26 protein-coding genes are annotated in these 23,567 nt (G+C 38.9%); 16 read left to right on the top strand and 10 right to left on the bottom strand.

Going from position 1 to position 23,567, the window contains the following annotated elements:
• Positions 1–127 precede the first annotated feature (127 nt).
• From LC418_RS13490 to LC418_RS13460, 7 genes are all read left to right on the top strand, one after another.
• Positions 128–742 carry a Crp/Fnr family transcriptional regulator gene (locus tag LC418_RS13490; RefSeq protein ID WP_223559511.1) on the top strand — a complete coding sequence of 205 codons (615 nt, stop codon included), beginning with the start codon at positions 128–130 and terminating at the stop codon, positions 740–742.
• 286 nt (positions 743–1,028) lie between these two features.
• Positions 1,029–1,331: a hypothetical protein gene (locus LC418_RS13485; RefSeq protein ID WP_146896905.1), complete on the top strand. Its 303-nt coding sequence runs from the start codon at positions 1,029–1,031 to the stop codon at positions 1,329–1,331.
• Positions 1,332–1,345: 14 nt separating this feature from the next.
• A complete protein-coding gene (locus LC418_RS13480) occupies positions 1,346–1,732 on the top strand; it encodes a hypothetical protein (protein WP_223559510.1) in 387 nt (128 codons plus the stop codon).
• Positions 1,733–1,791: 59 nt separating this feature from the next.
• Entirely contained in the window at positions 1,792–3,924 is a 2,133-nt protein-coding gene (locus LC418_RS13475) for a catalase (RefSeq protein WP_223559509.1), read from the top strand.
• Positions 3,925–3,967: 43 nt separating this feature from the next.
• Positions 3,968–4,468, top strand: coding sequence for a CinA family protein (locus LC418_RS13470; RefSeq protein WP_223559508.1), 501 nt, complete (start codon positions 3,968–3,970; stop codon positions 4,466–4,468).
• A gap of 6 nt (positions 4,469–4,474) precedes the next feature.
• Positions 4,475–5,221 (top strand): SDR family oxidoreductase, encoded by a 747-nt coding sequence (locus tag LC418_RS13465; RefSeq protein ID WP_223559507.1) that lies wholly within the window; start codon positions 4,475–4,477, stop codon positions 5,219–5,221.
• Between the two features lie 64 nt (positions 5,222–5,285).
• Entirely contained in the window at positions 5,286–5,942 is a 657-nt protein-coding gene (locus tag LC418_RS13460) for a DUF6766 family protein (RefSeq protein WP_223559506.1), read from the top strand.
• On the opposite strand, the gene LC418_RS13455 is transcribed toward LC418_RS13460, so the two are convergent.
• A complete protein-coding gene (locus tag LC418_RS13455; protein WP_111953362.1) occupies positions 5,939–6,745 on the bottom strand; it encodes an AraC family transcriptional regulator in 807 nt (268 codons plus the stop codon). The genes LC418_RS13460 and LC418_RS13455 overlap by 4 nt on opposite strands.
• A gap of 69 nt (positions 6,746–6,814) precedes the next feature.
• Here LC418_RS13455 and LC418_RS13450 point away from each other — a divergent pair, with 69 nt between their 5' ends.
• Positions 6,815–7,960 carry an Atu1372/SO_1960 family protein gene (locus LC418_RS13450; RefSeq protein WP_223559505.1) on the top strand — a complete coding sequence of 382 codons (1,146 nt, stop codon included), beginning with the start codon at positions 6,815–6,817 and terminating at the stop codon, positions 7,958–7,960.
• Positions 7,961–8,081: 121 nt separating this feature from the next.
• Here the strand turns inward: LC418_RS13450 and LC418_RS13445 are convergent, their stop codons facing one another.
• Positions 8,082–8,588 (bottom strand): pyridoxamine 5'-phosphate oxidase family protein, encoded by a 507-nt coding sequence (locus LC418_RS13445; protein ID WP_223559504.1) that lies wholly within the window; start codon positions 8,586–8,588, stop codon positions 8,082–8,084.
• Between the two features lie 184 nt (positions 8,589–8,772).
• Between LC418_RS13445 and LC418_RS13440 the strand changes: the two genes are divergently transcribed.
• Entirely contained in the window at positions 8,773–9,570 is a 798-nt protein-coding gene (locus LC418_RS13440) for a helix-turn-helix domain-containing protein (protein ID WP_223559503.1), read from the top strand.
• Positions 9,571–9,627: 57 nt separating this feature from the next.
• Entirely contained in the window at positions 9,628–10,584 is a 957-nt protein-coding gene (locus LC418_RS13435; RefSeq protein WP_223559502.1) for a nitrilase family protein, read from the top strand.
• A 168-nt stretch (positions 10,585–10,752) separates the two neighbouring features.
• Here the strand turns inward: LC418_RS13435 and LC418_RS13430 are convergent, their stop codons facing one another.
• From LC418_RS13430 to LC418_RS13415, 4 genes are all read right to left on the bottom strand, one after another.
• Positions 10,753–11,106, bottom strand: coding sequence for a rhodanese-like domain-containing protein (locus LC418_RS13430; protein ID WP_223559501.1), 354 nt, complete (start codon positions 11,104–11,106; stop codon positions 10,753–10,755).
• Entirely contained in the window at positions 11,103–11,405 is a 303-nt protein-coding gene (locus LC418_RS13425) for a DUF3817 domain-containing protein (RefSeq protein WP_223559500.1), read from the bottom strand. Before LC418_RS13425 ends, LC418_RS13430 begins: the two co-directional genes overlap by 4 nt.
• A gap of 2 nt (positions 11,406–11,407) precedes the next feature.
• Positions 11,408–11,866 (bottom strand): hypothetical protein, encoded by a 459-nt coding sequence (locus LC418_RS13420; protein WP_223559499.1) that lies wholly within the window; start codon positions 11,864–11,866, stop codon positions 11,408–11,410.
• Between the two features lie 68 nt (positions 11,867–11,934).
• The gene (locus LC418_RS13415) at positions 11,935–12,525 is read right to left on the bottom strand and encodes a TetR/AcrR family transcriptional regulator (RefSeq protein WP_223559498.1); all 591 of its coding nucleotides are present in this window, start codon (positions 12,523–12,525) and stop codon (positions 11,935–11,937) included.
• 148 nt (positions 12,526–12,673) lie between these two features.
• On the opposite strand from LC418_RS13415, the gene LC418_RS13410 reads away from it, so the two are divergent.
• Complete coding sequence (locus LC418_RS13410) at positions 12,674–13,888, top strand: MFS transporter (RefSeq protein WP_476727398.1); 1,215 nt, start codon at positions 12,674–12,676, stop codon at positions 13,886–13,888.
• An 85-nt stretch (positions 13,889–13,973) separates the two neighbouring features.
• On the opposite strand, the gene pdeM is transcribed toward LC418_RS13410, so the two are convergent.
• From pdeM to LC418_RS13390, 4 genes are read right to left on the bottom strand one after another with little or no spacing between them, the layout of a single operon-like run.
• Complete coding sequence (gene pdeM, locus LC418_RS13405; RefSeq protein WP_223559497.1) at positions 13,974–14,753, bottom strand: ligase-associated DNA damage response endonuclease PdeM; 780 nt, start codon at positions 14,751–14,753, stop codon at positions 13,974–13,976.
• Positions 14,750–17,197, bottom strand: a complete 2,448-nt coding sequence (locus LC418_RS13400) for a ligase-associated DNA damage response DEXH box helicase (protein WP_262901798.1) — start codon at positions 17,195–17,197, stop codon at positions 14,750–14,752. The genes pdeM and LC418_RS13400 overlap by 4 nt, the downstream gene beginning before the upstream one ends.
• Positions 17,198–18,778: an ATP-dependent DNA ligase gene (locus LC418_RS13395; protein WP_223559496.1), complete on the bottom strand. Its 1,581-nt coding sequence runs from the start codon at positions 18,776–18,778 to the stop codon at positions 17,198–17,200. It lies immediately after the preceding gene.
• A complete protein-coding gene (locus LC418_RS13390; protein ID WP_223559495.1) occupies positions 18,775–19,797 on the bottom strand; it encodes a ligase-associated DNA damage response exonuclease in 1,023 nt (340 codons plus the stop codon). Before LC418_RS13390 ends, LC418_RS13395 begins: the two co-directional genes overlap by 4 nt.
• Positions 19,798–19,974: 177 nt before the next feature.
• Between LC418_RS13390 and LC418_RS13385 the strand changes: the two genes are divergently transcribed.
• The 5 genes from LC418_RS13385 (at position 19,975) to LC418_RS13365 (ending at position 23,365) form a co-directional block, all read left to right on the top strand.
• The gene (locus LC418_RS13385) at positions 19,975–20,526 is read left to right on the top strand and encodes a TetR/AcrR family transcriptional regulator (RefSeq protein WP_223559494.1); all 552 of its coding nucleotides are present in this window, start codon (positions 19,975–19,977) and stop codon (positions 20,524–20,526) included.
• A 2-nt stretch (positions 20,527–20,528) separates the two neighbouring features.
• Positions 20,529–21,062, top strand: a complete 534-nt coding sequence (locus LC418_RS13380) for a DUF4442 domain-containing protein (protein ID WP_111953396.1) — start codon at positions 20,529–20,531, stop codon at positions 21,060–21,062.
• Between the two features lie 284 nt (positions 21,063–21,346).
• Complete coding sequence (locus LC418_RS13375; protein WP_223559493.1) at positions 21,347–22,138, top strand: SDR family oxidoreductase; 792 nt, start codon at positions 21,347–21,349, stop codon at positions 22,136–22,138.
• A 3-nt stretch (positions 22,139–22,141) separates the two neighbouring features.
• Positions 22,142–22,543, top strand: a complete 402-nt coding sequence (locus LC418_RS13370) for a GlcG/HbpS family heme-binding protein (RefSeq protein ID WP_223559492.1) — start codon at positions 22,142–22,144, stop codon at positions 22,541–22,543.
• 18 nt (positions 22,544–22,561) lie between these two features.
• Positions 22,562–23,365, top strand: coding sequence for a helix-turn-helix domain-containing protein (locus LC418_RS13365; RefSeq protein WP_111953402.1), 804 nt, complete (start codon positions 22,562–22,564; stop codon positions 23,363–23,365).
• The last annotated feature ends 202 nt before the right edge of the window (positions 23,366–23,567 follow it).

Genomic DNA, 23,567 nt, shown 5'->3' with positions numbered 1-23,567 from the left:
AACCATTAGGATAGCAGATAGAGAGCAGAAAATAAATTTTCAAATATTTTAATCTGAAAAATTTATTTTAAACGTGGTTTCAATAATAAATTTCACTATTTTTTATTGAAAATAAAATAAAAAAACTATGAAGACAATAAGCTGCATGAATATAGCCGAAGAAGTGCTATACTCATATGGAGGAGAAACCAAACAATACAAAAAAGGTGAGATTATATACAGAGAGGGAGACCATTCTCTTTATTACTTACAGATTACAGAAGGAAAAGTGAAGCTGAACAATTATGATGAAGAAGGAAAAGAATTCATACACAACATTCTCGGAAAAAATCAGAGCTTTGGGGATTCAATGCTCTTTTTGGATAAGTTTTATCCTATGAATGCCATTTGTATCAGTCCTTTGGAAATTATAAGAGTTCCGAAAGACCAGTTTCTCCAATTAATAAAGACAGACCCAAAGCTTTCTTTGGAAATGAATGCATGTCTTTCCCATAGGCTTTATTTTAAAGCAATCATGATGCAGAATATGGCCTCTCTGAATCCTACTTCAAGGCTCACTGGGCTTCTTAATTATCTTAAAAGCTATCATGATGACAGCTGTGGAAGCTGCTTTCATGTACAGCTTACAAGACAGCAGATCGCCAATCTGGTAGGTTTACGCGTAGAAACAGTGATCAGAGCTTTAAAAAAAATGGAAAAAGAGGGAAGCATTACCATAGAAAACAGGAAAATTATTTATTAATGCAGGGCTTAATATGACTGAGGTCATAAAAAAGTGAATTATTCAGGCGTACATTTGAAATATAAGTTTCAATACAATTCTTAAACCAGGTAAGGGCAGTTTAAAGCTTCAGGCTTTTCAGATGATTAAAAATTCCGGTCATTGCTCTACAGCATGAAGCAGCAGATTGCCATATGCCATTCATATTGATTTTATAAAACTCAGTAACAATACTGAAAATAGCAGCAGTTCAGAGAAATTGATGTTGAAACTTTTCCCGAAAGTATATAACCACAATTACTCAAATATGGATTGTCATAAAATAGTAAAAACATTAAAGCATAAGGATTTCATTAAAGTTTCTAACAGAGGAAATTGGTTTGAAGATGGTGCAGCTATCTATGCCAAAGAAATAAAGAATAATATTTTTTTATTATTTGTGATCCTGAAAGACATAGAGATTGAGAATATACAGGCTCTGATTGCACATTTCGACTGTTTCGGCAGTATAGGGCTGAAAGAACCGGAGCAGATCATGTTCTATCTTTCAATCAAAGACAAGGAGGACCTTCATTATTTTGAGAAATATTTAAAAATTTCCGATAACTAATAACCGCTACGAATATGATATTTGAAAACGACACTTTAATACATTCCGGATTATATGATAAAAACAATATGATAGAGAATGAATCTCTTTTCCCAAGTGCTATCAATTCTTACGGAGTTACCGCTTTTCTGATCAAATCATTAGAAAAGATAAAAAATAATGCAAAATGTGACATTCTGAAAAATGTAATTGACACTTATATTAAAGAATATATTCTGAATATCAGCGAGTATCATGGTAAAACTACGTTACCTCCGGAAAACTTGAATACAGAAATAAATATTGAAAATTCACACTTTACGCTCTATGCCAAAACAGCATACTATAAAGTATTAAAAGAAGAAGAATACCTCAATAAACTGCTAAGCACTTTGGAAAAAGAAAGGGCAGAAAAAGAATGATCCATAAAAGATTTTTAGTTTGATTTTAACCTTCACACCACATTAAAAGATAAATTGATATGAAAAAGGATACCCAAAACAACAAGAAGTTAGACCAATTGGAAGCACACAGCACTTCTAATGAAAACGAAAAACTAACAACCAACCAGGGGCTGAAAATCAACAATAATCAGGATTCGTTAAAATCCGGAGACAGAGGTCCTACCTTGCTGGAAGACTTCATTCTTAGAGAAAAAATAACCCATTTCGATCACGAAAGAATCCCGGAAAGAATTGTTCATGCAAGAGGCTCCGGGGCACATGGTGTTTTTAAACTCAAAAAAAGCCTTAGCGCCTATACCAAAGCGAAATTTTTATCAGAAGTAGGGAAAGAAACTCCTGTTTTTGTAAGATTTTCAACTGTAGCCGGAAGTAAGGGAAGTACCGATCTGGCGAGAGATGTAAGAGGTTTTGCCATTAAATTTTATACAGAAGAAGGAAATTATGACCTTGTCGCGAATAATATGCCAGTCTTTTTCATTCAGGATGCCATTAAATTTCCTGACCTGGTTCATGCTGTAAAACCAGAACCGGATAATGAGATTCCGCAGGCTGCTTCTGCACATGATACATTTTGGGACTTTATTTCGCTGATGCCGGAAAGCATGCACATGATTATGTGGCTCATGAGCGACAGAGCCATCCCTAGAAGTTTGAGAATGATGGAAGGTTTTGGAGTTCATTCCTTCAAGTTTATTAATGACGAAGGAAAAGCTCATTTCGTTAAATTCCATTTTAAACCTAAACTGGGAGTACACTCTGTAGCCTGGGACGAAGCTCAGAGAATCTCCGGAGTAGATCCTGATTTCCATAAAAGAGATTTATGGGAAGCCATTGAAAACGGAGCTTATCCGGAATGGGATTTTGGTGTTCAGCTGATCCCGGAAGAGAACGAACATCAATTTGATTTCGACCTTCTGGATCCTACAAAACTGGTTCCCGAAGAAGAAGTTCCCGTAGAGATCGTCGGAACTTTAACCCTCAATAAAAATCCTGACAATTTCTTTGCAGAAACAGAGCAGGTAGCATTCCATCCAGGACATTTAGTTCCCGGAATAGATTTCAGTAATGATCCTTTGCTTCAGGGAAGGTTATTTTCATACACCGATACCCAGTTATCGAGATTAGGATCACCTAATTTTCATGAAATACCGATCAACAGATCTATCAATACAGTCCATAACAACCAGCGTGACGGGCATATGAGACAGCAGATTGCCAAAGGAAAAGTAAGTTATGAACCCAATTCCATCGGAGGCGGATGTCCTTTCCAGGCCATGATGTCAGAAGGCGGATTTACTTCCCATCAGGAAAGAGTTTCGGGTGAAAAGGTCAGAAGAAGAAGTCAGAGCTTTGTAGACCATTACTCACAGGCAAAATTATTCTATAACAGCCAGTCGGCTCCTGAACAGACCCATCTTCAGAACGCCCTTGTTTTTGAACTCTCGAAGGTAACAATACCCGAGATCAGGGAAAGAATGGTTGGTCAGCTGGCCTTTATCGACAATATCCTCGCTAAAAAAGTTGCAGAAAAATTAGGAGTAAAAGTTAAAAAATTAGAACAGCCTAACCACAGTATTCCTGCTGATGCTAATATCGCAGACCTTCAGAGTGAAGAAAGAGAGCCGAAGACGAAAATATCCCAGGCACTAAGCATGAAGGATACCGTTAAGGACACTATCAAAAGCAGAAAGATCGGGTTTATTATTGCCGATGGTACAGATGGGGCCGCTCTTACTGATCTGAAAACTAAACTTGAAAGTAAAGGGGCAAAAGTAGAAATTATCGCACCGAGTTTGGCTCCCGTTATAACCGATAACGGACCAGTAATTCCAAAGCACTCTCTTACCAGTACGGCCAGTGTCTGCTTTGATGCTTTGTACATCGGTGCCGGAGAAAAGTCGGCAGCAGAATTGATGGCTCCCGAAAACAAGCATCTTAGTCTTCGCTTCATCAATGAAGCTTATAAGCATTGCAAGGTCATTTATTTCGGGGCAGGCACAGAAGAACTGTATAAGAGCAGCAATATAGCCATGAAAAAACATGAAGATCGTGCTGTGATTATTTCAAAAGACGGCGGAACTGATAAGCAGTTTATGACAGCAATAGCCGGACACAGAGTCTGGGACCTTGAAATGGAAAGAAATATGTAGACGAAAATACAACACACCTTCACACCACTAAATATTTAAAATTATGGAATTTCAAAAAAGTCTTTTAGAATATATAAGCCAGTCCCTCATGAATGCGGATGAAACAATTTCAATTGCAGAAAGCGTTACATCAGGATGTCTGCAGCTGGCTTTTTCACAGATGCCGAATGCCTCCCTGTTTTACAAAGGAGGCATGACAGCCTATACGCTCCCTCAGAAAGTAAAACTGCTGAATGTAGACAGGCAGGAAGCTGAAGAATGCGACTGTGTATCAGAAAATATTGCACGAACTATGGCTCTTAATGTAGCCAAGATATTTGAATCCGACTGGTCAATTGCAACCACGGGATACTGTACGCCCATCAGAAACTCATCTTATAAGATATTTGCTTACTTTGCTTTTTCTTATAAAGGGGAGATCATTCTTACCAAAAAGCTGGAGCTGCATCCTAAAACCCAGGCTCTGAATGCACAGTTATATTATACAGAATTTATTTTAGGATGCTTTAAAAGTGAAATTAACCAACTTCTAATTTTAAAGTAATTTCAGATGGGGGAATTAAAAGATAAATCCGTTCTTATTACAGGTGCAGACAGTGGAATAGGCAAGGCAACAGCGTTACTTTTTGCAAAGGAAGGGGCCAATATTGCCATCATTTATTATAAAGACGATAACGATGCCCAAAAAACAAAAGAACAGATTGAACAGCTGGGCAGAAAATGCATCATTTTTAGTGGGGATATCAATGATTACGATTTTTGTGAAGATACCACGAAGAAAGTAGTTTCCGAATTTGGAGGCATTGATATCCTCATCAATAATGCAGGCGTACAGTTTCCGGCAGAAAACATAGAAGATCTTGAAGAAAAAAATATCAGGAAAACTTTTGATTCCAATATTATAGGAATGATCCTGCTGACAAAAGTTGTTTTTCCTTACCTGAAAGAGGGTAGCAGTGTCATTAATACGACTTCTGCAGCGGCTTATCAGGGGCATCCCGAGCTTCTGGACTATGCCGCAACCAAAGGTGCTATTGTATCTTTTACACGTTCTCTGGCACTTCAGGCCAAACCAAACGGAATCCGCATTAATGCAGTTGCACCAGGCCCGGTTGCAACACCACTTACTCAAAAAACCTTTGGAGAGGAAAAAGAAGACCCTAACAAACCTCCTTTCGAAAGAAATGCTACTCCGGAAGAAGTTGCAGCCAGCTTTTTATTCCTTGCAGGTAATGGTGCCGCCCAGATCACGGGACAGGTTATTCACCCGAACGGCGGTCTGATTGTCAACGGATAAAATTCTGCAGCAATATCCAGCTTTGGGATTATAATTTTGATCTTAAATTTTTAACCTGCTGATTATGTCTAAAAAAAGTTTCTTTTACCGTAACAGTTTAAGTATTGTTTTGCTTTCATTAATGCTTTTGAGCCTTGTAGGACAGTTTTTCATGGGATGGAAAACGCTGAACAAAGACCTCGCAGAAGAAGGCAGCTCAATGCTCAGCCTGGGAGCCTATGTCCGGAGCGGACATTTTATACAGGCTACCTTCGAAAACTGGGAAAGTGAATTTCTTCAGATGATGCTGTATGTTGTACTTACGGTCTCGCTGAGGCAGAAAGGTTCCAGTGAATCGAAATCCCTGGAAGAAAAAGAAGATGTAGACAGGGAACCAAAAGTCCATGCCAATGCTCCGTGGCCGGTAAAAAAAGGCGGAATATGGCTGAGTATTTATAAGCATTCCTTATCCTTAGCTTTTGCTATTTTATTTATTCTCAGCTTCGCAATGCATTTCTATGGAAGTATGAAGGAATTCAATGAAGAACAGGTCATAAAAAAAGAACCCACCGTTACTGCAGTACAGTATATATCAGGGTCCAGGTTCTGGTTTAAGTCTTTTCAGAACTGGCAGAGTGAATTTCTGGCTGTTGCCTCTTTAGTCATTCTTTCTATATGGCTCCGTGAAAAAGGATCACCGGAATCCAAACCGGTAGATATGGCTCATGATGAAACTCCTTAACTTAGTTTTTTTACTTTGGGTTTGGCTTTCATGATAGAATAATAAGAAGATGTAAAGGCAGACAGGCTTTGGTAACCCACTTTATAAGCAATCTGGCTTAAAGTATACTGCCCCGTATCAATCAGTTCTATGCTTTTTAATATTCTGACGAGCTGCAGGTATTTCTGAAGGGTAATTCCTGTTTCATTCTTAAAAATCCTCTGTAAACTCCTTACGGACATCTGTGCTTTTTCTGCCAGTTCATCAGTGTTCAGGCTGTATTTAAAATTTGAATTAATAGAGGTGCAGACCGGAATAAGACGGACATCCGACGGAACCGGGATCTCAAGATAGCTGTTTTCTCTGCAGAAATTGGGAAGACTTTTTAGAATGGCTTTAAAAAACAAATCCTGTTCCTCATCTTCTTCGATCAGCTGATTCCATTTTGAGGCATATAAAAGCATTTCCTTCAAAACAGCAGGAACAGCAAAGACGCAAACATTTTGATAGAAATCATCATCAAAAACCGTTTTAAACAGAAAAACCATTAAATTGACCGTTTTTGCTTCTGAAGTTATCCTGTGTGCTTTTCCTGAAGGAATCCAGATCACATGATGCTGAGGCACAAGATAGATCTTCTGGTCTATATGGAAATACTGATATCCTTCTTCCACAAACGTAAGCTGGGAACGCTGGTGAGCATGCTCGTGATCATCATGTTTCCAGCCTTTTTCACACCAGACATAAGCTTCTTTTTCAATGGTGTCTACAAATCGGCTGTCGGTCTGTTCTGTTAAACCGCATTTTACGATGTCGTTCTGCATAGAATTTTTGGCAAATTTAATAAAAACGACAATACTAATTTTGTATTGTAATTATTATTCCATCAAAAAATGAAAAAACTAAGTACGGTTTTTGTATTAATTCTATTATTAAAAATAACCACAGTCATGGCACAAGACAGTAAAGCTAAAATATTGGTTCTTATTCACTCGGACAACGGCGGAACCTATGAACTGGCCAAAGAAATAGCATCCGGTATTGAAAGCAGTAAAAATGCATTTGCAGTTATCAAGCAGGTTAAAGAATCTTCCAATCCTAAACTGAAGAACATTCCTGTAGCGTCAGTAGATGAACTGCCTTCCTATGATGGAATTGCTTTCGGATCCCCGGTTTATTTTGGGAATATCAGTACCGGAATGAGTGAATTTTTATCCAAAACTGTTCAATTATGGACCAGTCATGCACTGGAAGGGATGCCTGCAACAGTTTTTATGTCTGCCGGAAGCGGGGCAGGAAAAGAACTTGCGCTTCAGGCTTTCTGGAATAGTCTTGCTGTTCACGGAATGGTTCTGGTTTCCAACGGAATCAGAGGAACAGATAATATCAACAAAGCTATTCCACAGGGAAATACGGTTTTAGGAATAACAAGCATGGCATCACTGAAAGATGTTGAAAGACCTACAAAAGATGAGCGTGGACTGGCAGAGCTGCAGGGAAGGAATTTTGCCAAAACAGCTTTAGCCCTTAAAGGAACATTCTCTAAAAAACTGGCAGCAGTAACAATTCCAGAAAAATCTCAGGATATCAATGATGTTTTGAAGCAGAAAAATATCATTCTTCCACAGGTTCCGCAGCCTGCCGGTAATTACAAGCCGTTCGTACGCGCCGGAAACCTGGTATTCATCAATCAGGTTGCTTTGAAAGAAGGTAAAATCTTAAATCCCGGCAAATTGGGCGTTGACGTTACCGAACAGCAGGTAAAAGAGGCTGCAAAAGCTACCATGCTCAATATTATAGCTGTTTTGAAAGAAGCTGTAGGCGGCGATCTCAATAAGGTGAAACAATGTGTACAGCTGACAGGAATTTTCAATACAAAAGATGATTATACAAAACATGCAGACCTGATGAATGTAGCTTCGGATCTTACCGTAGAGATTTTTGGAGGAAAAGGAAAACATGCCAGAGCCACTTTGGGAGCTTCCTCTATTCCCGTGAACTCTTCTGTAGAAATTCAGGCCGTTTTTGAGGTAGAATAAATTGCTTTTATCATTAAAAAACTACTGGCAGCCGGAATTTTGGACTGCCAGAGTTTTTAGCACTGGATATTAATATGCCTTAGTACAGTAAAATACTGAAACCAAGGCCGTTTTTGTTCTTTTAAATAACGGCATTGCCTTCTACACCGTCAGAATTATTTGTTTTAATTCCGGTAATAGCAGCGGTTACAAAGCTGAACAGACTGACAAGTTTCCCGGCTTTTGTATCCCAGTAATAAGTTTCTTTAGGCTCTACGCGGATAATGGTAACGTCCGGATCATCTTTTCCGTCAAACCATGCCTTGGCCATTGGCGACCATTTTTCTTCAATCGTAGCTTTGTCTTTATAAACGGATGCTTCACCATACACAGAAAGGTATTGGGAATCGCTGTTGTTCATAAAGAACAGCTGTACTCTCCGGTCTTCCTTTATTTCAAAGTTTTTATTGCTTGAAGCACTGCTGATAAACCATAAATTTCCACTATCATCCGTTTCCTGCAGGGTCATGGGACGGGAATTCACCGGTATGGTTTCAAGTTCGGTACAGAACATGCATATTCTTGCCTTTTCCGACAGTTCTTTGATCTTTTTAATAGCTTCCAGGTGGGTTAAATTCTGTGTTGACATAATATTATAATTTTAGTGATTGGTATTGAATTAAATTGATTTCCTCAGGAACCGGAATCAATAATATTTATTTCATTAAATATTCAAATACCTGACCAAACACCACTTTTTTGTGGTAGTAAAAGTTAAAAAAATTCTTTAAAAACATAAATCAAAGATGTTTTATTCTATGTAGCTTTGCATTATGCAGATCAAGCCATCCAAGCATTTATCATCATATATCCGGCATTATATCTTTTTAGAAAATGCAGGAAATGATTGTAAACAGCTAAGGTTATTTACAGATGGCAGTACCGGGCTGATTTTATCCGGCAGCCGGAATTTTTATGCAGCTGATTCAAATGATCAGGTTCCTTCTTCATTTTTTTACGGACAGCCTGCGGGATACAAAGATTTTACAGCAGCAGGTTCATTTTCCATGATTGCAGTCGTTTTTCAGCCATATTTTTTTAATGTTCTTCTTAATCTTTCTGCAAAAGAGGTGAAAAACCAAATCATTTCAGCTGAAGATGTTTTAAAAAATGAATTGTTGTCTTTTCAGGAAGACCTTCTGGCCGGAACAGATCCCAGGTCTATCATTATTAAGCTTAATCATTTCTTTAGCAGATTCATGTCCGGAAAAATGAATTCCGATGATGAGCTGATCAGGGTTGTACAACAGTTTATGCTTAAAAACAAAGGTTCGGTATCTTCAAAAGAGCTGGAGCTGTTCACAGGGTATTCTGAGCGGCATCTTGAAAGGAAATTTGAAAATTATATGGGCATTACCCCGAAGAAATACGGAAATATCATCCGGCTTCATCATTTCATCAATCTTTTGAAGGAAAATGCAGGAAGTGAAAGTACGGCCTGTCTTTCTTATGATTCAGGCTACAGCGACCAGTCCCATCTGATTAAAGATTTTAAAAGCAATACAGGACTTACTCCCAATCAATATTTAAAAACAGAAAAGCTGGCAGTCAATTTTATCCAGTTACGCTGAAATGTCGGTTTTTTACAATCTCCTGATTATCCTGAATGATAGCTTTGCAGAAAAAAGATGGACAATCTCAAAATTTCTACTGCACAATTTGAAAATAAAAGCGGTGACAAAGCATATAATCTTTCAGTAATAGAAAAGCTATCGGCTGAAGCAGCGGCTAAGGGCTCACAGGTCATTGCCTTTCACGAATGTTCGGTTACCGGATACACTTTTGCCAGAAACCTTTCCAAAGAACAGCTTCTGGATATTGCAGAATTTATACCTGCAGGCGAAAGCATAACAAAATTACAGCAGATCGCTGCAGAGCATAACATCACAATATTGGCAGGGCTCTTCGAAAAAGATGAAAATGATCATATCTTCAAAGCTTATGTTTGCGTTGATGAAACCGGACTGAAAGCCAAATACAGAAAGCTTCATCCTTTTATTAATCCCTATCTGACTCCAGGAAACCAATACTGCGTTTTTGACATTCACGGGTGGAAATGTGGCATTCTTATCTGCTACGACAATAATATCATTGAAAATGTAAGAGCTACAAAACTTTTGGGGGCAGATCTTATTTTCATGCCGCATGTTACCATGTGTACACCTTCTACCAGGCCGGGAGCAGGCTTCGTAGATCCGGAATTATGGAAGAACAGGGAATCTGATCCTACCTCGCTCCGCCTTGAATTTGATGGAATGAAAGGAAGAGACTGGCTGATGAAATGGCTGCCCGCAAGAACTTATGACAATGGAATTTATGTAGTCTTCTCAAATCCTATTGGCATGGATGATGATCAGCTTAAAAATGGCTGTTCTATGATCATTGACCCTTTTGGGGATATTATTGCGGAATGCCGTTCGTTCGATGACAGTTCTGAAACCGTTACCATTTTCCCGGAAAAGCTGCATCAGGCCGGCGGAAGCAGATATATCAAGGCAAGAAGACCTGAGCTGTACAGGGATATCATTGGGATGCCCCATCATCCGGAGCAGAAAGTGGTGTGGATGAAGGATAATGCTATTTAATCTGGCTTAAGGGGCTGAAAGTTGGAAGATATTTTGTCAAAGCTTTAAATTTTAACAAAGGCACACCTCGAAATTACCTCAGGATAGTCTATTCAATAAAAAATTTAATGAAATAGAATCATAGCTGTTTTTAATCTCAATAACTTCCATCTTCCAGCTCCCAACTCCTTACTTTATCAATCCCTGAAGATCACTCCAGGCACCGCCGTTATGCACATGCCTAAAACCTCTTTCCTTTAAGATCTTTTCAGCCTTTACACTCCGTAAGCCATGAGAACAGACTGTGATATAAGTTTTATCCCGGTTAAGTTCAGTATACCTTTCTCTGATGGTTCCCAAAGAAATATTAACAGAACCTTCAATATGGCCCGTTTTAAATTCTTTCTCTGTCCTCACGTCCAGAATAATGGCTCCTTTTTGGATTAATGTATCAAGGCCTTTATCTAACGTCTGGTATCTGTACACCCTGTAAACAATATAGACCGTAAGAATAATTCCGCAAAAAATCAGCCCATTTTTCATAATTTGCTTAGGATTTTATAGTCAATATAAAAGGTTCCGAAAGGAATAAAGCACGCCAGAATTACTTTCCAGGTAGTCTCCCGGAATTTCCACTGCTGTTCTACACCAACGCTTAACGTATTAAACAGAAAAAGCAGGAACAGGCTTCCGTGAACTGGTCCCATTAGTTTCACAAAAGAAGGGTTTCCGAGCCAGTATTTCACAGGTACAGCAATGAATACGAGGATCAGCAGGGATATTCCTTCCAGAATGGCCAGAATTCTCAGGCGTCCGGTTTTTGTTTTTAATAAATGTATCATAATTATCTGAAATAAGGTCTGTTGGCAAAAGGAGAGAACGGCCACGGAATGGCAATAAATATAACTACCAGTGCAATTGTGAACCAGATGAGCATAGTTTTAAATTTTTCTCTGTCCGTAGGTTTCCGTTTGGCTAAAGCGGAACCGACGGTGATCAGAACAATAGCCGTAATCATAAGCAGGATGTGAATCATCCCGAAGAAAAGCAGGTCTAAGGATGTTTTGGCCTCACTGAAATTTTTCCAAAAGTATTTTACAATTGGACTTTTCGTATAGAGAATGATCCCGAAAATCAGTTGAACATGAGCAATTGTAGCTGTCCAGTGCCTGACCAGATCTTCTTTTTTTGTAAATGTTTTATGATAAAAATAGCCCTTAAATGAAATCCATATGGCATAAATAAGACTTAATAAAACCACCCAACGGAAGAGGGAATGCAGAAATGTAAGAGTCTGGTACATTTTGAATTTTTTATAACATTCCAAAGGTATATAAAAACATACTAATTAGTATGTTTTTTGATAAAAAATTATTGAAAGGATTTGAAATAAGTCTTAAGTCCTTTTAAATAAATAAGATACACTGATTTTGAATTTTCCAGTTTTCCTAAATTTCTTACTCCCCAATAGCCGGACATTACAAAAACAGCAATTTCTTTTGCATCGGTATCTGCTTTTACGGCCCCATTTTTCTTACCTGTTTCAATACATTCTATGATTGCATTTTCCCAATGAGCAGAAAGTGTGTTCAATGCTTTTGTAAATTCTATATTCCATGGGGCCATTTCCTGTGTGAAATTAGATGCCGGGCAGCCGTATTCAACCTTTAAGAAATCGTTTTCCATTAAAATTCCGTACATCAGTTTGTAAATGCTTTCCAAAGGATGGTCACTGTTTTTCAGGGGTTCAATGAAAGTGCTTTTGAAATTGCTGATCAGAAGTTCGTTAATAATAGCCAGTCCCATTTCATCTTTTGTTTTAAAATGGTAATAGAAAGCCCCTTTTGTTACCTGGGTAGTGGCAATGATCTCATCAACGCTTGTGGTCTGATACCCTTTTACATAGATCAGTTCAAAGGCTTTCTGAAGAATATTCAATCGGGTGGCTTCTGATTTTTTCATTGGGATAAGCTGGCTTTACTGCAAAGGAACGGAAATTTTAAAAAACAAATCTATTATTATTCTGATAACAAACTAGAATTTAAATAATTTTTATAATACAATTATTCATCGGAAATTTGCATAGTCAATTCAACAAAATTACAACGCAATGAATAATCAGAAAGAAATACAGATGAATATCAATTCTGCTGTGAAGAGCAAAGGACTTCCGGCAGCATTATGGGCATTAACCATAAGTGCATTTGGAATAGGAACTACAGAATTTGTAATTGTAGGGCTTCTTCCTACAGTGGCCGGAGATCTGGGAATCAGCATTCCATCAGCCGGGCTTCTGGTAAGCCTGTATGCCATCGGGGTAGCTATAGGAGCTCCGATACTGACAGCACTGACAGGGAAAATACCGCGCAAATCACTTTTAATCTCAATCATGATCCTTTTTGTTATCGGAAACGGACTGGCATCTATCGCCCCGGGATTTATTACTCTGGTCATGGCCAGAATCTTAACCGGGTTTGCACATGGCGTTTACTTTTCCATTGGCTCTACTATTGCAGCATCGCTGGTTCCGGAAGAAAAAAGGGCAACGGCTATTTCAATTATGTTTGCAGGACTTACCCTGGCTATTGTAACGGGAGTTCCCCTGGGGACTTTTATAGGGCAGCATTTCGGCTGGAGGGCTACTTTTATTGGTGTTTCTCTCCTTGGAATCATAGGGTTGCTGGCAAGCATGCTTTTGGTTCCCAAAAACCTTAAAAGTGATCAGACGGCTTCTTTAAAAAGCCTTCCCAAAGTATTCGGAAACAAACGTATGATCTTTGCATTTTTAATGACAGCAATGGGGTATGGAGGAACATTTGTTGTTTTCACGTATTTATCACCCATTCTACAGCAGATCACAGGATTCCAGGAGTCTACGGTTACTTTTATCCTGCTTATTTATGGAATTGCCATTGCTCTGGGAAATCTTTTAGGCGGAAAAACAGCGAATAAAAATCCTTTAAAAGCACTTCTGTGGATGTTTGCAGCTCAGGGACTGGTATTATTTGCCTTTTATTTCACAGCTGGTGATCAGGTTTTAAGCATTATTACCTTATTTCTTCTGGGAGGCTTGTCTTTTGCCAGTGTGCCGGGACTTCAGCTTTTAGTAGTACAGATTGCAGAAAAAGAACTTCCGGGAACTGAAGATGTAGCATCAGGGATCAATATTGCCGCGTTCAATATAGGAATAGCGATAGGGTCATATACCGGAGGAATTGTTGTAACATCTTCATTAGGCCTGGCGAGTACACCATGGATCGGAGCTTTATTCCTGTTGGCTACTGTACTGATTACCCTATACAGCATCCGTTTAAATAAAAATTAAAAATAGTTTTCACCTTTGGTATATTTTTAAAGACTGTCTTTTAACGGGGCAGTCCTTTTATTTCAAAATTGAAGGCTGATACGGCTTATATTTCATGAATCTCAGAATCTGTAAAAACATAGAATTTTCCGCCTTTAGGAATATTTTTAGTATCCAGACCGGTAAATTCACTGAACGCAGGAAGCAACAGCTGATCTTTTGTCTGCACGAAACACGGCAGCCTGATATTTTTTACCGCTGAATTCAGGACAACACCGGGATGAATATGCCCTGTGATCTGGAATTCAGAAAGGTTTTTATCAAAATCATGCACGAAAGTAAAGCCATCAATGGTAAGAGATTCGGATTTAAAATTCAAACATAATTTTTTTTCCAATTCCAATGACAAGCGATCATGATTCCCTTTAATAAGACAGAACTGAAGATCGGGATATTGATTTCTCCAGCTGCAGAACTCATCTACATCAGAATTATCCCCGGCATGCAGAAGATCCCCAACCACAATAAATTTTTCCGGCTGAAAATATTCAATAAGAACAGAGAGCCTTTCCAAATCACTTTTCATGATATGATTGGCCAGAGCAATTCCGTTTTTCCGGAAATGGGCAGTTTTTCCAATATGAAGATCGGATAAAATTAAGGCTTTCTCTTTTTTCCAAAAGGCTGCACGCTGGTTGGTTAAAGTGAAAACTTCGCTGTTAAGACTGATATTTTTAGTGGCAATATTCAATTTTTGTATAGTTTTTATTTTAACTACCCCGTCTTTTTGCTTTGCAAAAATCCACCCCTTCAGAGAAGGGGAATGGGGATCGAGAAAGGTTGGACGGAATACTTCCAGTCTGAAAGCGGAAACTGAAATTCTCAACCCCTTTTCCTTGCCTGTTCCACCATCCTTTTGATCCTCGAATCCAGGCTTTCACTTGAAAGGGTCTGTCTGAGGCTGTCTACTTTAATAGGGAAGCTCAGGGGTGTAAAGGTATGGGAATATTTTAAAATGATTTTTGATTTTTCTATTCTTTTAAATGCTTCCACCAGACGCGGTTCCTGAAGCTGCATATTGAAAACTTCGGTATAGGCCTGTCTGACAAGGAAATGATTGGGATCATAATCTTCCAGCACTTTAAAAATCAAGCCTGCAGAGCTTTGAAGGGATTTGTTGGAGCGCTGCTTTCCTGCATAGTTCTGGATGACCATTCCTGAAATTACTGCAATATCCCGGAATTTTCTTCTTGCCATTTCTGCAGAATTGATACTGGCTATCACATCATTCATCAGATTTTCCCGGGTCAATATTTTATCCAGATTGTCTTCATTTAAAGGAATTTCCTTATCACTGAACAGTTCAAAGCCATAATCATTCATAGCCATGGAAAAGGAAATAGGAGCCAGCTTTGAGACACGATAGGCAATCAGCGCAGCCATTACTTCATGTACGAGGCGTCCTTCAAACGGATACATGAAAAGATGATAGCCTTCACGGTTTTTGATCAGCTCTACAAGAAATTCATCATCTTTAGGAATATGGGAATTTTTTTCCTGGCTGGCTAATAACGGATGTAAAAATTTAAGTTCTTTTTCTGAAGCTTTCGGGTTTAAAGCATGGGAAAGTTTTTCTCTTAAAAAATGCCCTAAATTCGAACTTAACGGAAGCCTTCCGCCCAGATAGCTTGGAGCCATTGCTTTTCCTTTTGCAGCCCGCACATATACGGTCATATCCTTGATCATGGCTACTTCAAGCGTTCGTCCGGCCAGAATGAATTTTTCTTCTTTTTTTAATTTTGAAATAAAATATTCTTCCACCATTCCGATATAGCCTCCGGAGATAAATTTTACCTTCAGCATGGCATCACTCACGATAACCCCCATATTCATACGATGAAGCATGGCGATTTTCCTGGAGGTTACTTTATAAAGACCGTCTTCCATGATGACGATCTTATGGAACTCTTCATAGCTTTTTAAAACACTTCCGCCAATGGTAAGGAAATCAAGAATACTTTTCCATTCTTCATCGGTCATTTCCTGAAAAGCGAATACTTTTTTAATCCTTTCGAATGTTTCTTCAGGGTAAAATCCGTCTCCCACAGCTAAGGTCATCAGAAACTGTACAAGCACATCAAAGCACAAAACCTGGGGTTCCCGGGGTTCTATCACTTTCTGTTTTACTGCTTCCTTGAGTGCTGCTACCTCGATCAGCTCAAGAGAATGAGTGGGGACGCAGTAGATTTTAGAGGTTTCAAAAGGGGAGTGCCCGCTTCGTCCTGCGCGCTGAAGAAATCTGGCAACTCCTTTTGCCGAACCGATCTGAATAACAGTATCTACGGGTTTAAAATCGATTCCGAGATCCAACGAGGAAGTCGATACTACGGCTTTAAGTTTTCCGGCACTTAAATTTTCTTCGATCCAAATCCGGAGATGAGCATCGATAGAACTGTGATGGATGGCAATCTGGCCTGCAAAATCAGGATAAGCATCCAGCAAAAGCTGATACCACATTTCACTCTGGCTCCGTGTATTGGTAAAAACAATGGTAGATTTTGAATCCAGAATAATGGGAACAATTTTATCGGCTAATTTAGCACCCAAATGTCCTGCCCATGGAAGAATGTCAAGCTCATCAGGAATAACCGGAAGAATATCTATTTTTTTATGTTCTCTGGCCGTTATTTTTGTTTTTTTAATATCGTAAGGAATTAAGACATCCATTGCTTCATCCAAGTTTCCAATGGTTGCTGTGATGCCCCATATTTTTATTTTCGGAACATATTTTTTCAATTGCGAAATGCCCAGCTCAACCATAACCCCACGTTTTGAGCCCAGCAATTCATGCCATTCATCGACTGCGACGCATTTCAGATTCTGAAAGAAACGGTCATGATTCTTCTGTCCTAAAAGCAAGTGCAGACTTTCGGGAGTAACGACCAGAATTTCAGGCATATTACGGACCTGCTGCTGTCTGATTTTAGGGTCTGTGTCCCCGTTTCGCACCCCAACGGTCCAGTCGAGGCCAATTTCATCCATGGCTTCCTGCATCGCTTTGGCAATATCTTTGGACAGGGAGCGCAGGGGAGTGATCCAGATCATTTTCAATCCTTTCTTATAGTTTTCAGGATGATTCATGAAATCTGAAATCAAAGCCAAGAAAACAGAAAATGTTTTTCCAAATCCGGTTGGTGCAACGACCATTCCACTGTATCCGTTCCCGAATTTCTGCCATGTATCTACCTGGAATTTAAAAGGGGAAATACCTTTATCAGCCATCCATTGCTGAATAACCCTGAACCCGTCTGTATTTTCAAATGCTTTCAATTATTGGATCAGTTTTTTTATTTCTTCCAGTTCATCTATTTCCTCTACGGTTTTATCTTTCCGCCACCTTACAATTCTTGGAAACCTTAAGGCAACACCGCTTTTATGCCTGCTGCTGAATCCTATACCTTCAAAGGCGATTTCAAAGACCAGCTCAGCTTTTACTGTACGGACAGGCCCGAACTTTTCAATGGCATTCTTATTAACAAACTTACTGACTTCCATGATTTCTTTATCAGTAAGTCCGGAGTAGGCTTTTGCAATGGTGACAAGAGCATCACCGTTTTTTACTGCAAATGTATAGTCTGTGTAATAGGCACTCCGTCTTCCGCTGCCTTTTTGGGCGTAAATTAAAACAGCATCAATCGTTAGCGGACTTACTTTCCACTTCCACCAGTCACCTTTCTTCCTGCCGGCATGATAAGGGGAGTTTCTTTGTTTCAGCATTAAACCTTCGCTGTTGATGTCTCTTGATGCTTCCCTTATTGTATTGAGATCGTCCCATTTTTCAAAGTTAATGACCTGGGAAAGCTTAATATTTTGAGGGGTTTCGTACAGCAGTAATTCTTCGAGCATTGCCCGTCTGGCTGCCATTGATTTTTCACGGAGGTCGGTTCCCTCAAGCTCCAGTAAGTCATAAACAAAAACTTCAATAGGAATATCTGCTAGCATTTTTTTGGTTAAAGTTTTCCTGTTTAATCTTTTTTGTAATTCATTAAAATTTAAAACATTAGAATCCTTTACCGCAAGTATTTCTCCATCTAAAACAAAATTACCTTTCATGGCCTGTACGGTATCTTTTATTTCCGGAAACTGGTCTGTGACAAGTTCTTCACCCCTTGACCATATAAAGACTTCATCATTTCTCCTGATAATCTGTCCACGGATTCCGTCCCATTTGTATTCTGTCTGCCAGTCTTCAGGATCTCCCAGTTCTTCAAGCTCTTTTTCCAGCGGATAAGCCAGGCAGAAAGGATAGGGTTTTGAATTATCAGGATTAACATTTTCTGCCGAAATCAGTTCCTGAAATGTAACTTCACCGGGTACCCATTTACCCATCAGGCTGTGCATAAGAGTGCTGGATTCCTGGGAAGAAAATCTGGTCAACGCATTGATGAGTGTTTTATCCGAAACACCGATTCTAAAGCTTCCGCCCAGTAATTTATTAAAAATTAAGCGTTCTGTATAATCCAGTCCGTTCCATGATTTTAATACAAATTCTTTTTTTTCAGCGTCTGATTTATCTTTTAAATGAACAATATCCAGCATCCATTGGGATAGGGTACGGTCGATTTTTTCGGCTGGTGGGGGAAGGATGAGTGAAAGTGTTTCTCCCAGGTCTCCCACTGAAGAATAGCTTTCCTGAAACAGCCAGAACGGCAGCTGTGTGATTTCCAGGGCCCATTCTTTCATATAATTGGTATTGACATTTCTCTTAGGCCTTTTTCCTGTAAAGAGAGCAATAAACCATACTTTATCCTCATCCGGAGCTCGTTCCAGATAATCGATGATGGCGTCTATTTTCGCATTGGTCTTATTGGTAGTTTCCAAGGCATTGATCAAATCTGCAAAATGTTTCATGGCCCGGGGTTTTCAATGATTTCTTTTTCAGATTCTTCTTCATCTTCTCCAAACTGGGTTTGTACAACATCTGACTTGATATTAATTTCATTTAAATATTTCGAAAAAACTTCGGTCTGTCCGTGGGTGACGTGTACAATTTCAGCTTCCGTAGCTTTCACGGCCTGCAAAAGCCCTTTCCAGTCGGCATGATCACTCATGGCAAATCCTGCATCGGCACTTCGCCATCTTCTGGCACCACGGACCTGCATCCAGCCGGAACAGATTGCTGTGGCTGCATCCGGTATTTTTTTAATAATATTGCTGTCAAGCAATGCTGGGGGAACAATAACAATTTCATGCTGAACTTCTTTAGCATTCTCTCTGAAATCGGCGATTGTATAATCCGGAAGATTAATTCCGACAGATTCAAAGGCTTCATTGAGTTTTCCGATGGAATAGTGAACATAAATTTTTCCCAAACCCTCCACCGCTTTCATAATACGCTGTGCTTTTCCTAAAGAATACCCTATAAATACGGATGTTTTTGCATTTTCCTGGTTTTTGAGGACCCAGGTCTGAAGTTTTTTATTGAGATCAGGGACCTCCAGCCAGTTGTAAATGGGCAGTCCAAAAGTACTTTCAGTTACAAATTCATTGCATTTCACCAGCTCAAACGGGGTACTCAAACCGTCTTCCTGTACTTTATAATCTCCGGAAATAACGGTAACATATCCTTTGTATTCCAATCTGATCTGGGCTGAGCCAATGATATGTCCGGCAGGATGCAGCGAAACTTTTACTCCATTCAGGGTTATGGTTTCACCGTATTCAACACCCTGGCACTCTATATCAGGGCCGATTCTCTGGTAAAGAATGGGTTTTGTATAATGATGGCAAAGGTATTTCTTCATTCCCCAGCGGGCATGGTCGGCATGTCCGTGTGTGATGACCGCCAGGTCTACAGGTCTCCAGGGATCAATATAAAATTTACCCTGAGGGCAGTAAATGCCTTTTTTTGTAAATGTTATCAGCTTCAATGGAAAATATTTTGATTTTCTATAAAACGTTCTGTATTTATAGAAGTTTGGTTATGTTTTAGCCTTCAAAAATCTAACCAATCATACATTTTCCACGAAAATATTAAAGAGTTTAAAATTAAAACTTTAGAATCAGTTTTATTTTGTATTTTTATCTACCTACTAATAGATAGATATATGAATACCAAAGATAAGATTATTGAAATAGGAAATAAACTGCTCACTGAAAGAGGCTATAATGCCTTTAGCTATGCTGATATAGCAAAAAGCATTAATATCAAAACATCTTCTATACACTATCATTTCCCATCCAAAGCAGAGCTTTGCCTGGCCATTATTGAGCTGCACAGGCAACGGATCCTGAGTCTGAAAAATTCCCAGAATACATTCTCAGCAACGGAAAAACTGCAAAAACTTTTTAATTATTACCTTTTTCTAATTGATAAGCAGCAAATCTGCCTGACCGGCACTTTAGCCTCTGATTATAATTCACTGGATGAAAAAATCACAGAAAAATTAAAAGAGTTCAACGAGACCATTCTTTCCCATACAACAGCAATTCTGGAATCAGGAATTGAAAAAAAAGAATTCCGTATGATTAAGAACTGCCGGTTAAAGGCTTTGGAACTTTTATCTCTGTTAGTTGGGCTGGCACAGGTAGGAAGATTATATGCGAAAGAAGATATTCAACTTTTAATGGACGAAATTATTAATAATCTAAAACTTTAAAAATGAGTTTTTACCAAAATGTAAGCAAATACGGAGCAAAGATTATCGGACTGCCGAAGCTCTTTAAATGGGCCTTCAATGTATCTCCTATGTACCGCAGAAGCACTGCCAGAATACAGTCTGTATCCGAAGATTTATCAAAGATCTGCATAAAACTTCCTATCAGTTATAAGAACAAAAATTATATGGGAACCATTTTTGGAGGCAGCATGTTTTCTTCAGTAGATCCCATCCCAATGGTACAGCTGATATATCTTACCAACCATCAATACGTTATTTGGGATAAATCTGCAGAAATCTATTTCAAACGTCCTGCCAATAATGACCTTTATGCGGAGTTTATTTACACAAAAGAGGAATTGGATGAAATAAAAGAACGGATAAAAACCGAAAATGAAATTGTCATTGTAAAAACAACACAACTTACAGATAAAAATAAAGAAACCCTTTACTGTGAGATAAAGAAAACAATCTACATTGCTGATAAAAATTTTTATAAACAGAAGCGGGAATTAAAAAAGCAGAAACCTGAATAACATACCCGCCTTCAAATACCATTCATAAATTACACAAACATTAAGGCAAAAGTGTTCTGTATTCCTTACGGTCATTGACAAAAGTTAATGATCATCTCTCCACAAGCTTAAACTCTCTTGTTCCCCATGCATTTTTAAGTGATTTAAATACTGTTCAGTTTGAAATGATCAGTATAAATCTGTTTTTTATATAGAGCTTTCCAGCAATAAAACATTGAACTTTTCAGCAATAAATATCTTACTGAAATCTATGAACTTTGTCCTGTAACAATAAAGAAAACAAAATGAGCAAAACAATTTTAATTACAGGCGCAGCAAGCGGTTTCGGAAAAATAGCCGCATTTGATCTGGCTAAAAAAGGCCACAAGGTTATTGCAACAGCACAAGTGTATCCACAGATGAGTGATTTAATCAGGGAAGCAGGCGAACAGGGAATCGAACTTACGGTTGATAAACTGGATGTAACGAATTCACAGGACATCAATTATATCCTTAAAAAATATGATATTGATATTCTGATCAGCAATGCCGGTATTATGGAAGGAGGCCCTATTGCCGAACAGCCACTGGAGCTTATCCGTTCTATGTTCGATGTGAATGTTTTTGGCGGATTGCAACTGGCACAAGGCTTTGTTAAAAAATTCATTGAACAAAAGAAGCCAGGCAAGATTGTATTCACAACTTCAATGGGAGGATTATGGACGGTTCCATATGTAGCAGCTTATTGTGCTTCAAAGCATGCTATGGAAGCTATTGCTGAGGGATTAAAAACTGAACTGGCTCCGTTCAATATCAAGATCGCAACCTGTAACCCGGGCGTTTTTGGAACAGGGTTTAATGACAGGGGAGTAGACTCTATTTTCCGATGGTATAATCCTGAAGTGAACTTTACTCCTGAATCTGCTTTTGACGGGGCGGCCGATTCTCTTGCCCACCAGCTGGATCCGCAGTCTATGGCAGAGGTGATTGTGAATGTAGCGCTGGATGACAATTCTAATTTCAGGAATGTACACCCTAAAGAAACGGAAGATTTTGTAAAACAATTACAGGCCGATGCATGGACTGCAAAAAGTTAAACAATGAGTATAACGTATAACCAGGCTGCAAAAGCGCTTCAGGCAGCCACAGAAAAAGCAAAATCCAACAATATTCCTGTAAGTATTGCCGTTGTGGATGCAGGAGGACATCTTGTGACCATGGCAAGACTGGACAGTGTTTACGGTGTTATCGATTTTGCAGTTAAGAAAGCGAAAACTGCAGTAATGTTCGGTGTCGACAGTGATGTGATGGGAACAATCATTGCGGGAGCAGACATTCACGGATATGGCATGCTGAATTCCAATGACGGGCTTCTTACCATTGCTGGCGGAGTAGTCATCAAAGATGCTGAGGGAAAAATCATAGGTGCAATAGCGTCTTCCGGGGGAACTCCTGAACAGGATAAAGAGATTGCAGAGGCAGGTGCTGCTGTTATGGCTTAAATTTCAGATATTTGTAGTATGGAGAAAACTTCGGAAATCATATTTGATAAACTGGTATATTCCTGTGCTTTTGAAATGTACAGGGGGCACGAGGAATTTATTCCCGATCATTTTCTGGGCTATCAGCTGTCCGGCGAAACCCATGCTTTTCATGATAAAGGCAAAACTGTTATAAAGGAGAATACAGTAGTGCTTGTCAGAAAAAATCAACTGATCCGAACGGTAAAACATCCTTCAAAGAATAAAAAGTACCAGTTTCTGTCCATAACTCTCGACCAGGAAACGCTCCGGCAGTATGCAGCAGAATATAAAATGATCCCATCTGAAAGATTTCCAGATAATGAAAGGCTTTTTTTTGAGTCTGATGAATTTTTCAGCGGATATTTTACTTCACTGCTTCCGTATATTGACAAAACAAAAACAGCCACTTCCAGACTGGCGGTTTTAAAGGTTAAAGAGGCAATTGAGCTGATTCTGCAGGCCAATCCTGATTTTAAAAACCTGCTTTTTGATTTTTCAGAACCGCATAAGATCGATCTTAAGGAGTTTATGAATAAGAATTTCAAATTCAATGTGCCGGTGGAAACATTTGCAAGGCTCACAGGCCGCAGCCTTTCGGGGTTTAAGCGTGATTTCAATAAAGCTTTCAACATGACGCCTAAACAATGGCTTAAAGAAAAAAGACTGGAAGAAGCGTATTATCAGATCCGGCATAGGAATAAAAAGCCATCTGATATTTATCTCGAACTGGGATTTGAAAATCTGTCCCATTTCTATTATTCTTTTAAACAAAAGTTTGGTTTAACGACCAGCAAGGTTTAATAAAAACACATATCTATAAAAAAGGAGCAGCTTACCGTTGCTCCTTTTATTTGTTAACATGCTTAAAATTATGACCTATAATTGCAAGTGTCCGGAAAAGCAAAGTTTTAATATATTTGGGGTGGCTATCTTAGATGATAAATCCGGATTATAACTTATAGAATAAAATTCGTTTAACCCTGAAATTCATTTTATAGGTTGT

Origin of the sequence: Chryseobacterium lathyri, from assembly GCF_019970085.1 — a bacterium.
In the GTDB taxonomy this organism is placed as follows: domain Bacteria; phylum Bacteroidota; class Bacteroidia; order Flavobacteriales; family Weeksellaceae; genus Chryseobacterium; species Chryseobacterium lathyri.
The sequence above is the reverse complement of the archived record's forward strand: the minus strand, read 5'-3'. Positions and strand labels throughout refer to the sequence as shown.

Excerpts from the sequence above, each read along its gene's own strand:
- LC418_RS13475 (WP_223559509.1), top strand. The coding sequence starts at position 1,792 with ATGAAAAAGGATACCCAAAACAACAAGAAGTTAGACCAATTGGAAGCA.
- LC418_RS13440 (WP_223559503.1), top strand. The coding sequence starts at position 8,773 with ATGCAGATCAAGCCATCCAAGCATTTATCATCATATATCCGGCATTAT.
- LC418_RS13485 (WP_146896905.1), top strand. The coding sequence starts at position 1,029 with ATGGATTGTCATAAAATAGTAAAAACATTAAAGCATAAGGATTTCATT.
- LC418_RS13490 (WP_223559511.1), top strand. The coding sequence starts at position 128 with ATGAAGACAATAAGCTGCATGAATATAGCCGAAGAAGTGCTATACTCA.
- LC418_RS13425 (WP_223559500.1), bottom strand. The coding sequence starts at position 11,405 with ATGATACATTTATTAAAAACAAAAACCGGACGCCTGAGAATTCTGGCC.
- LC418_RS13415 (WP_223559498.1), bottom strand. The coding sequence starts at position 12,525 with ATGAAAAAATCAGAAGCCACCCGATTGAATATTCTTCAGAAAGCCTTT.
- LC418_RS13365 (WP_111953402.1), top strand. The coding sequence starts at position 22,562 with ATGGAGAAAACTTCGGAAATCATATTTGATAAACTGGTATATTCCTGT.
- LC418_RS13470 (WP_223559508.1), top strand. The coding sequence starts at position 3,968 with ATGGAATTTCAAAAAAGTCTTTTAGAATATATAAGCCAGTCCCTCATG.
- LC418_RS13460 (WP_223559506.1), top strand. The coding sequence starts at position 5,286 with ATGTCTAAAAAAAGTTTCTTTTACCGTAACAGTTTAAGTATTGTTTTG.
- LC418_RS13410 (WP_476727398.1), top strand. The coding sequence starts at position 12,674 with ATGAATAATCAGAAAGAAATACAGATGAATATCAATTCTGCTGTGAAG.
- LC418_RS13480 (WP_223559510.1), top strand. The coding sequence starts at position 1,346 with ATGATATTTGAAAACGACACTTTAATACATTCCGGATTATATGATAAA.
- LC418_RS13455 (WP_111953362.1), bottom strand. The coding sequence starts at position 6,745 with ATGCAGAACGACATCGTAAAATGCGGTTTAACAGAACAGACCGACAGC.
- LC418_RS13430 (WP_223559501.1), bottom strand. The coding sequence starts at position 11,106 with ATGAAAAATGGGCTGATTTTTTGCGGAATTATTCTTACGGTCTATATT.
- LC418_RS13450 (WP_223559505.1), top strand. The coding sequence starts at position 6,815 with ATGAAAAAACTAAGTACGGTTTTTGTATTAATTCTATTATTAAAAATA.
- LC418_RS13465 (WP_223559507.1), top strand. The coding sequence starts at position 4,475 with ATGGGGGAATTAAAAGATAAATCCGTTCTTATTACAGGTGCAGACAGT.
- LC418_RS13445 (WP_223559504.1), bottom strand. The coding sequence starts at position 8,588 with ATGTCAACACAGAATTTAACCCACCTGGAAGCTATTAAAAAGATCAAA.
- LC418_RS13385 (WP_223559494.1), top strand. The coding sequence starts at position 19,975 with ATGAATACCAAAGATAAGATTATTGAAATAGGAAATAAACTGCTCACT.
- LC418_RS13420 (WP_223559499.1), bottom strand. The coding sequence starts at position 11,866 with ATGTACCAGACTCTTACATTTCTGCATTCCCTCTTCCGTTGGGTGGTT.
- LC418_RS13435 (WP_223559502.1), top strand. The coding sequence starts at position 9,628 with ATGGACAATCTCAAAATTTCTACTGCACAATTTGAAAATAAAAGCGGT.
- LC418_RS13375 (WP_223559493.1), top strand. The coding sequence starts at position 21,347 with ATGAGCAAAACAATTTTAATTACAGGCGCAGCAAGCGGTTTCGGAAAA.
- LC418_RS13370 (WP_223559492.1), top strand. The coding sequence starts at position 22,142 with ATGAGTATAACGTATAACCAGGCTGCAAAAGCGCTTCAGGCAGCCACA.
- LC418_RS13380 (WP_111953396.1), top strand. The coding sequence starts at position 20,529 with ATGAGTTTTTACCAAAATGTAAGCAAATACGGAGCAAAGATTATCGGA.
- LC418_RS13395 (WP_223559496.1), bottom strand. The coding sequence starts at position 18,778 with ATGAAACATTTTGCAGATTTGATCAATGCCTTGGAAACTACCAATAAG.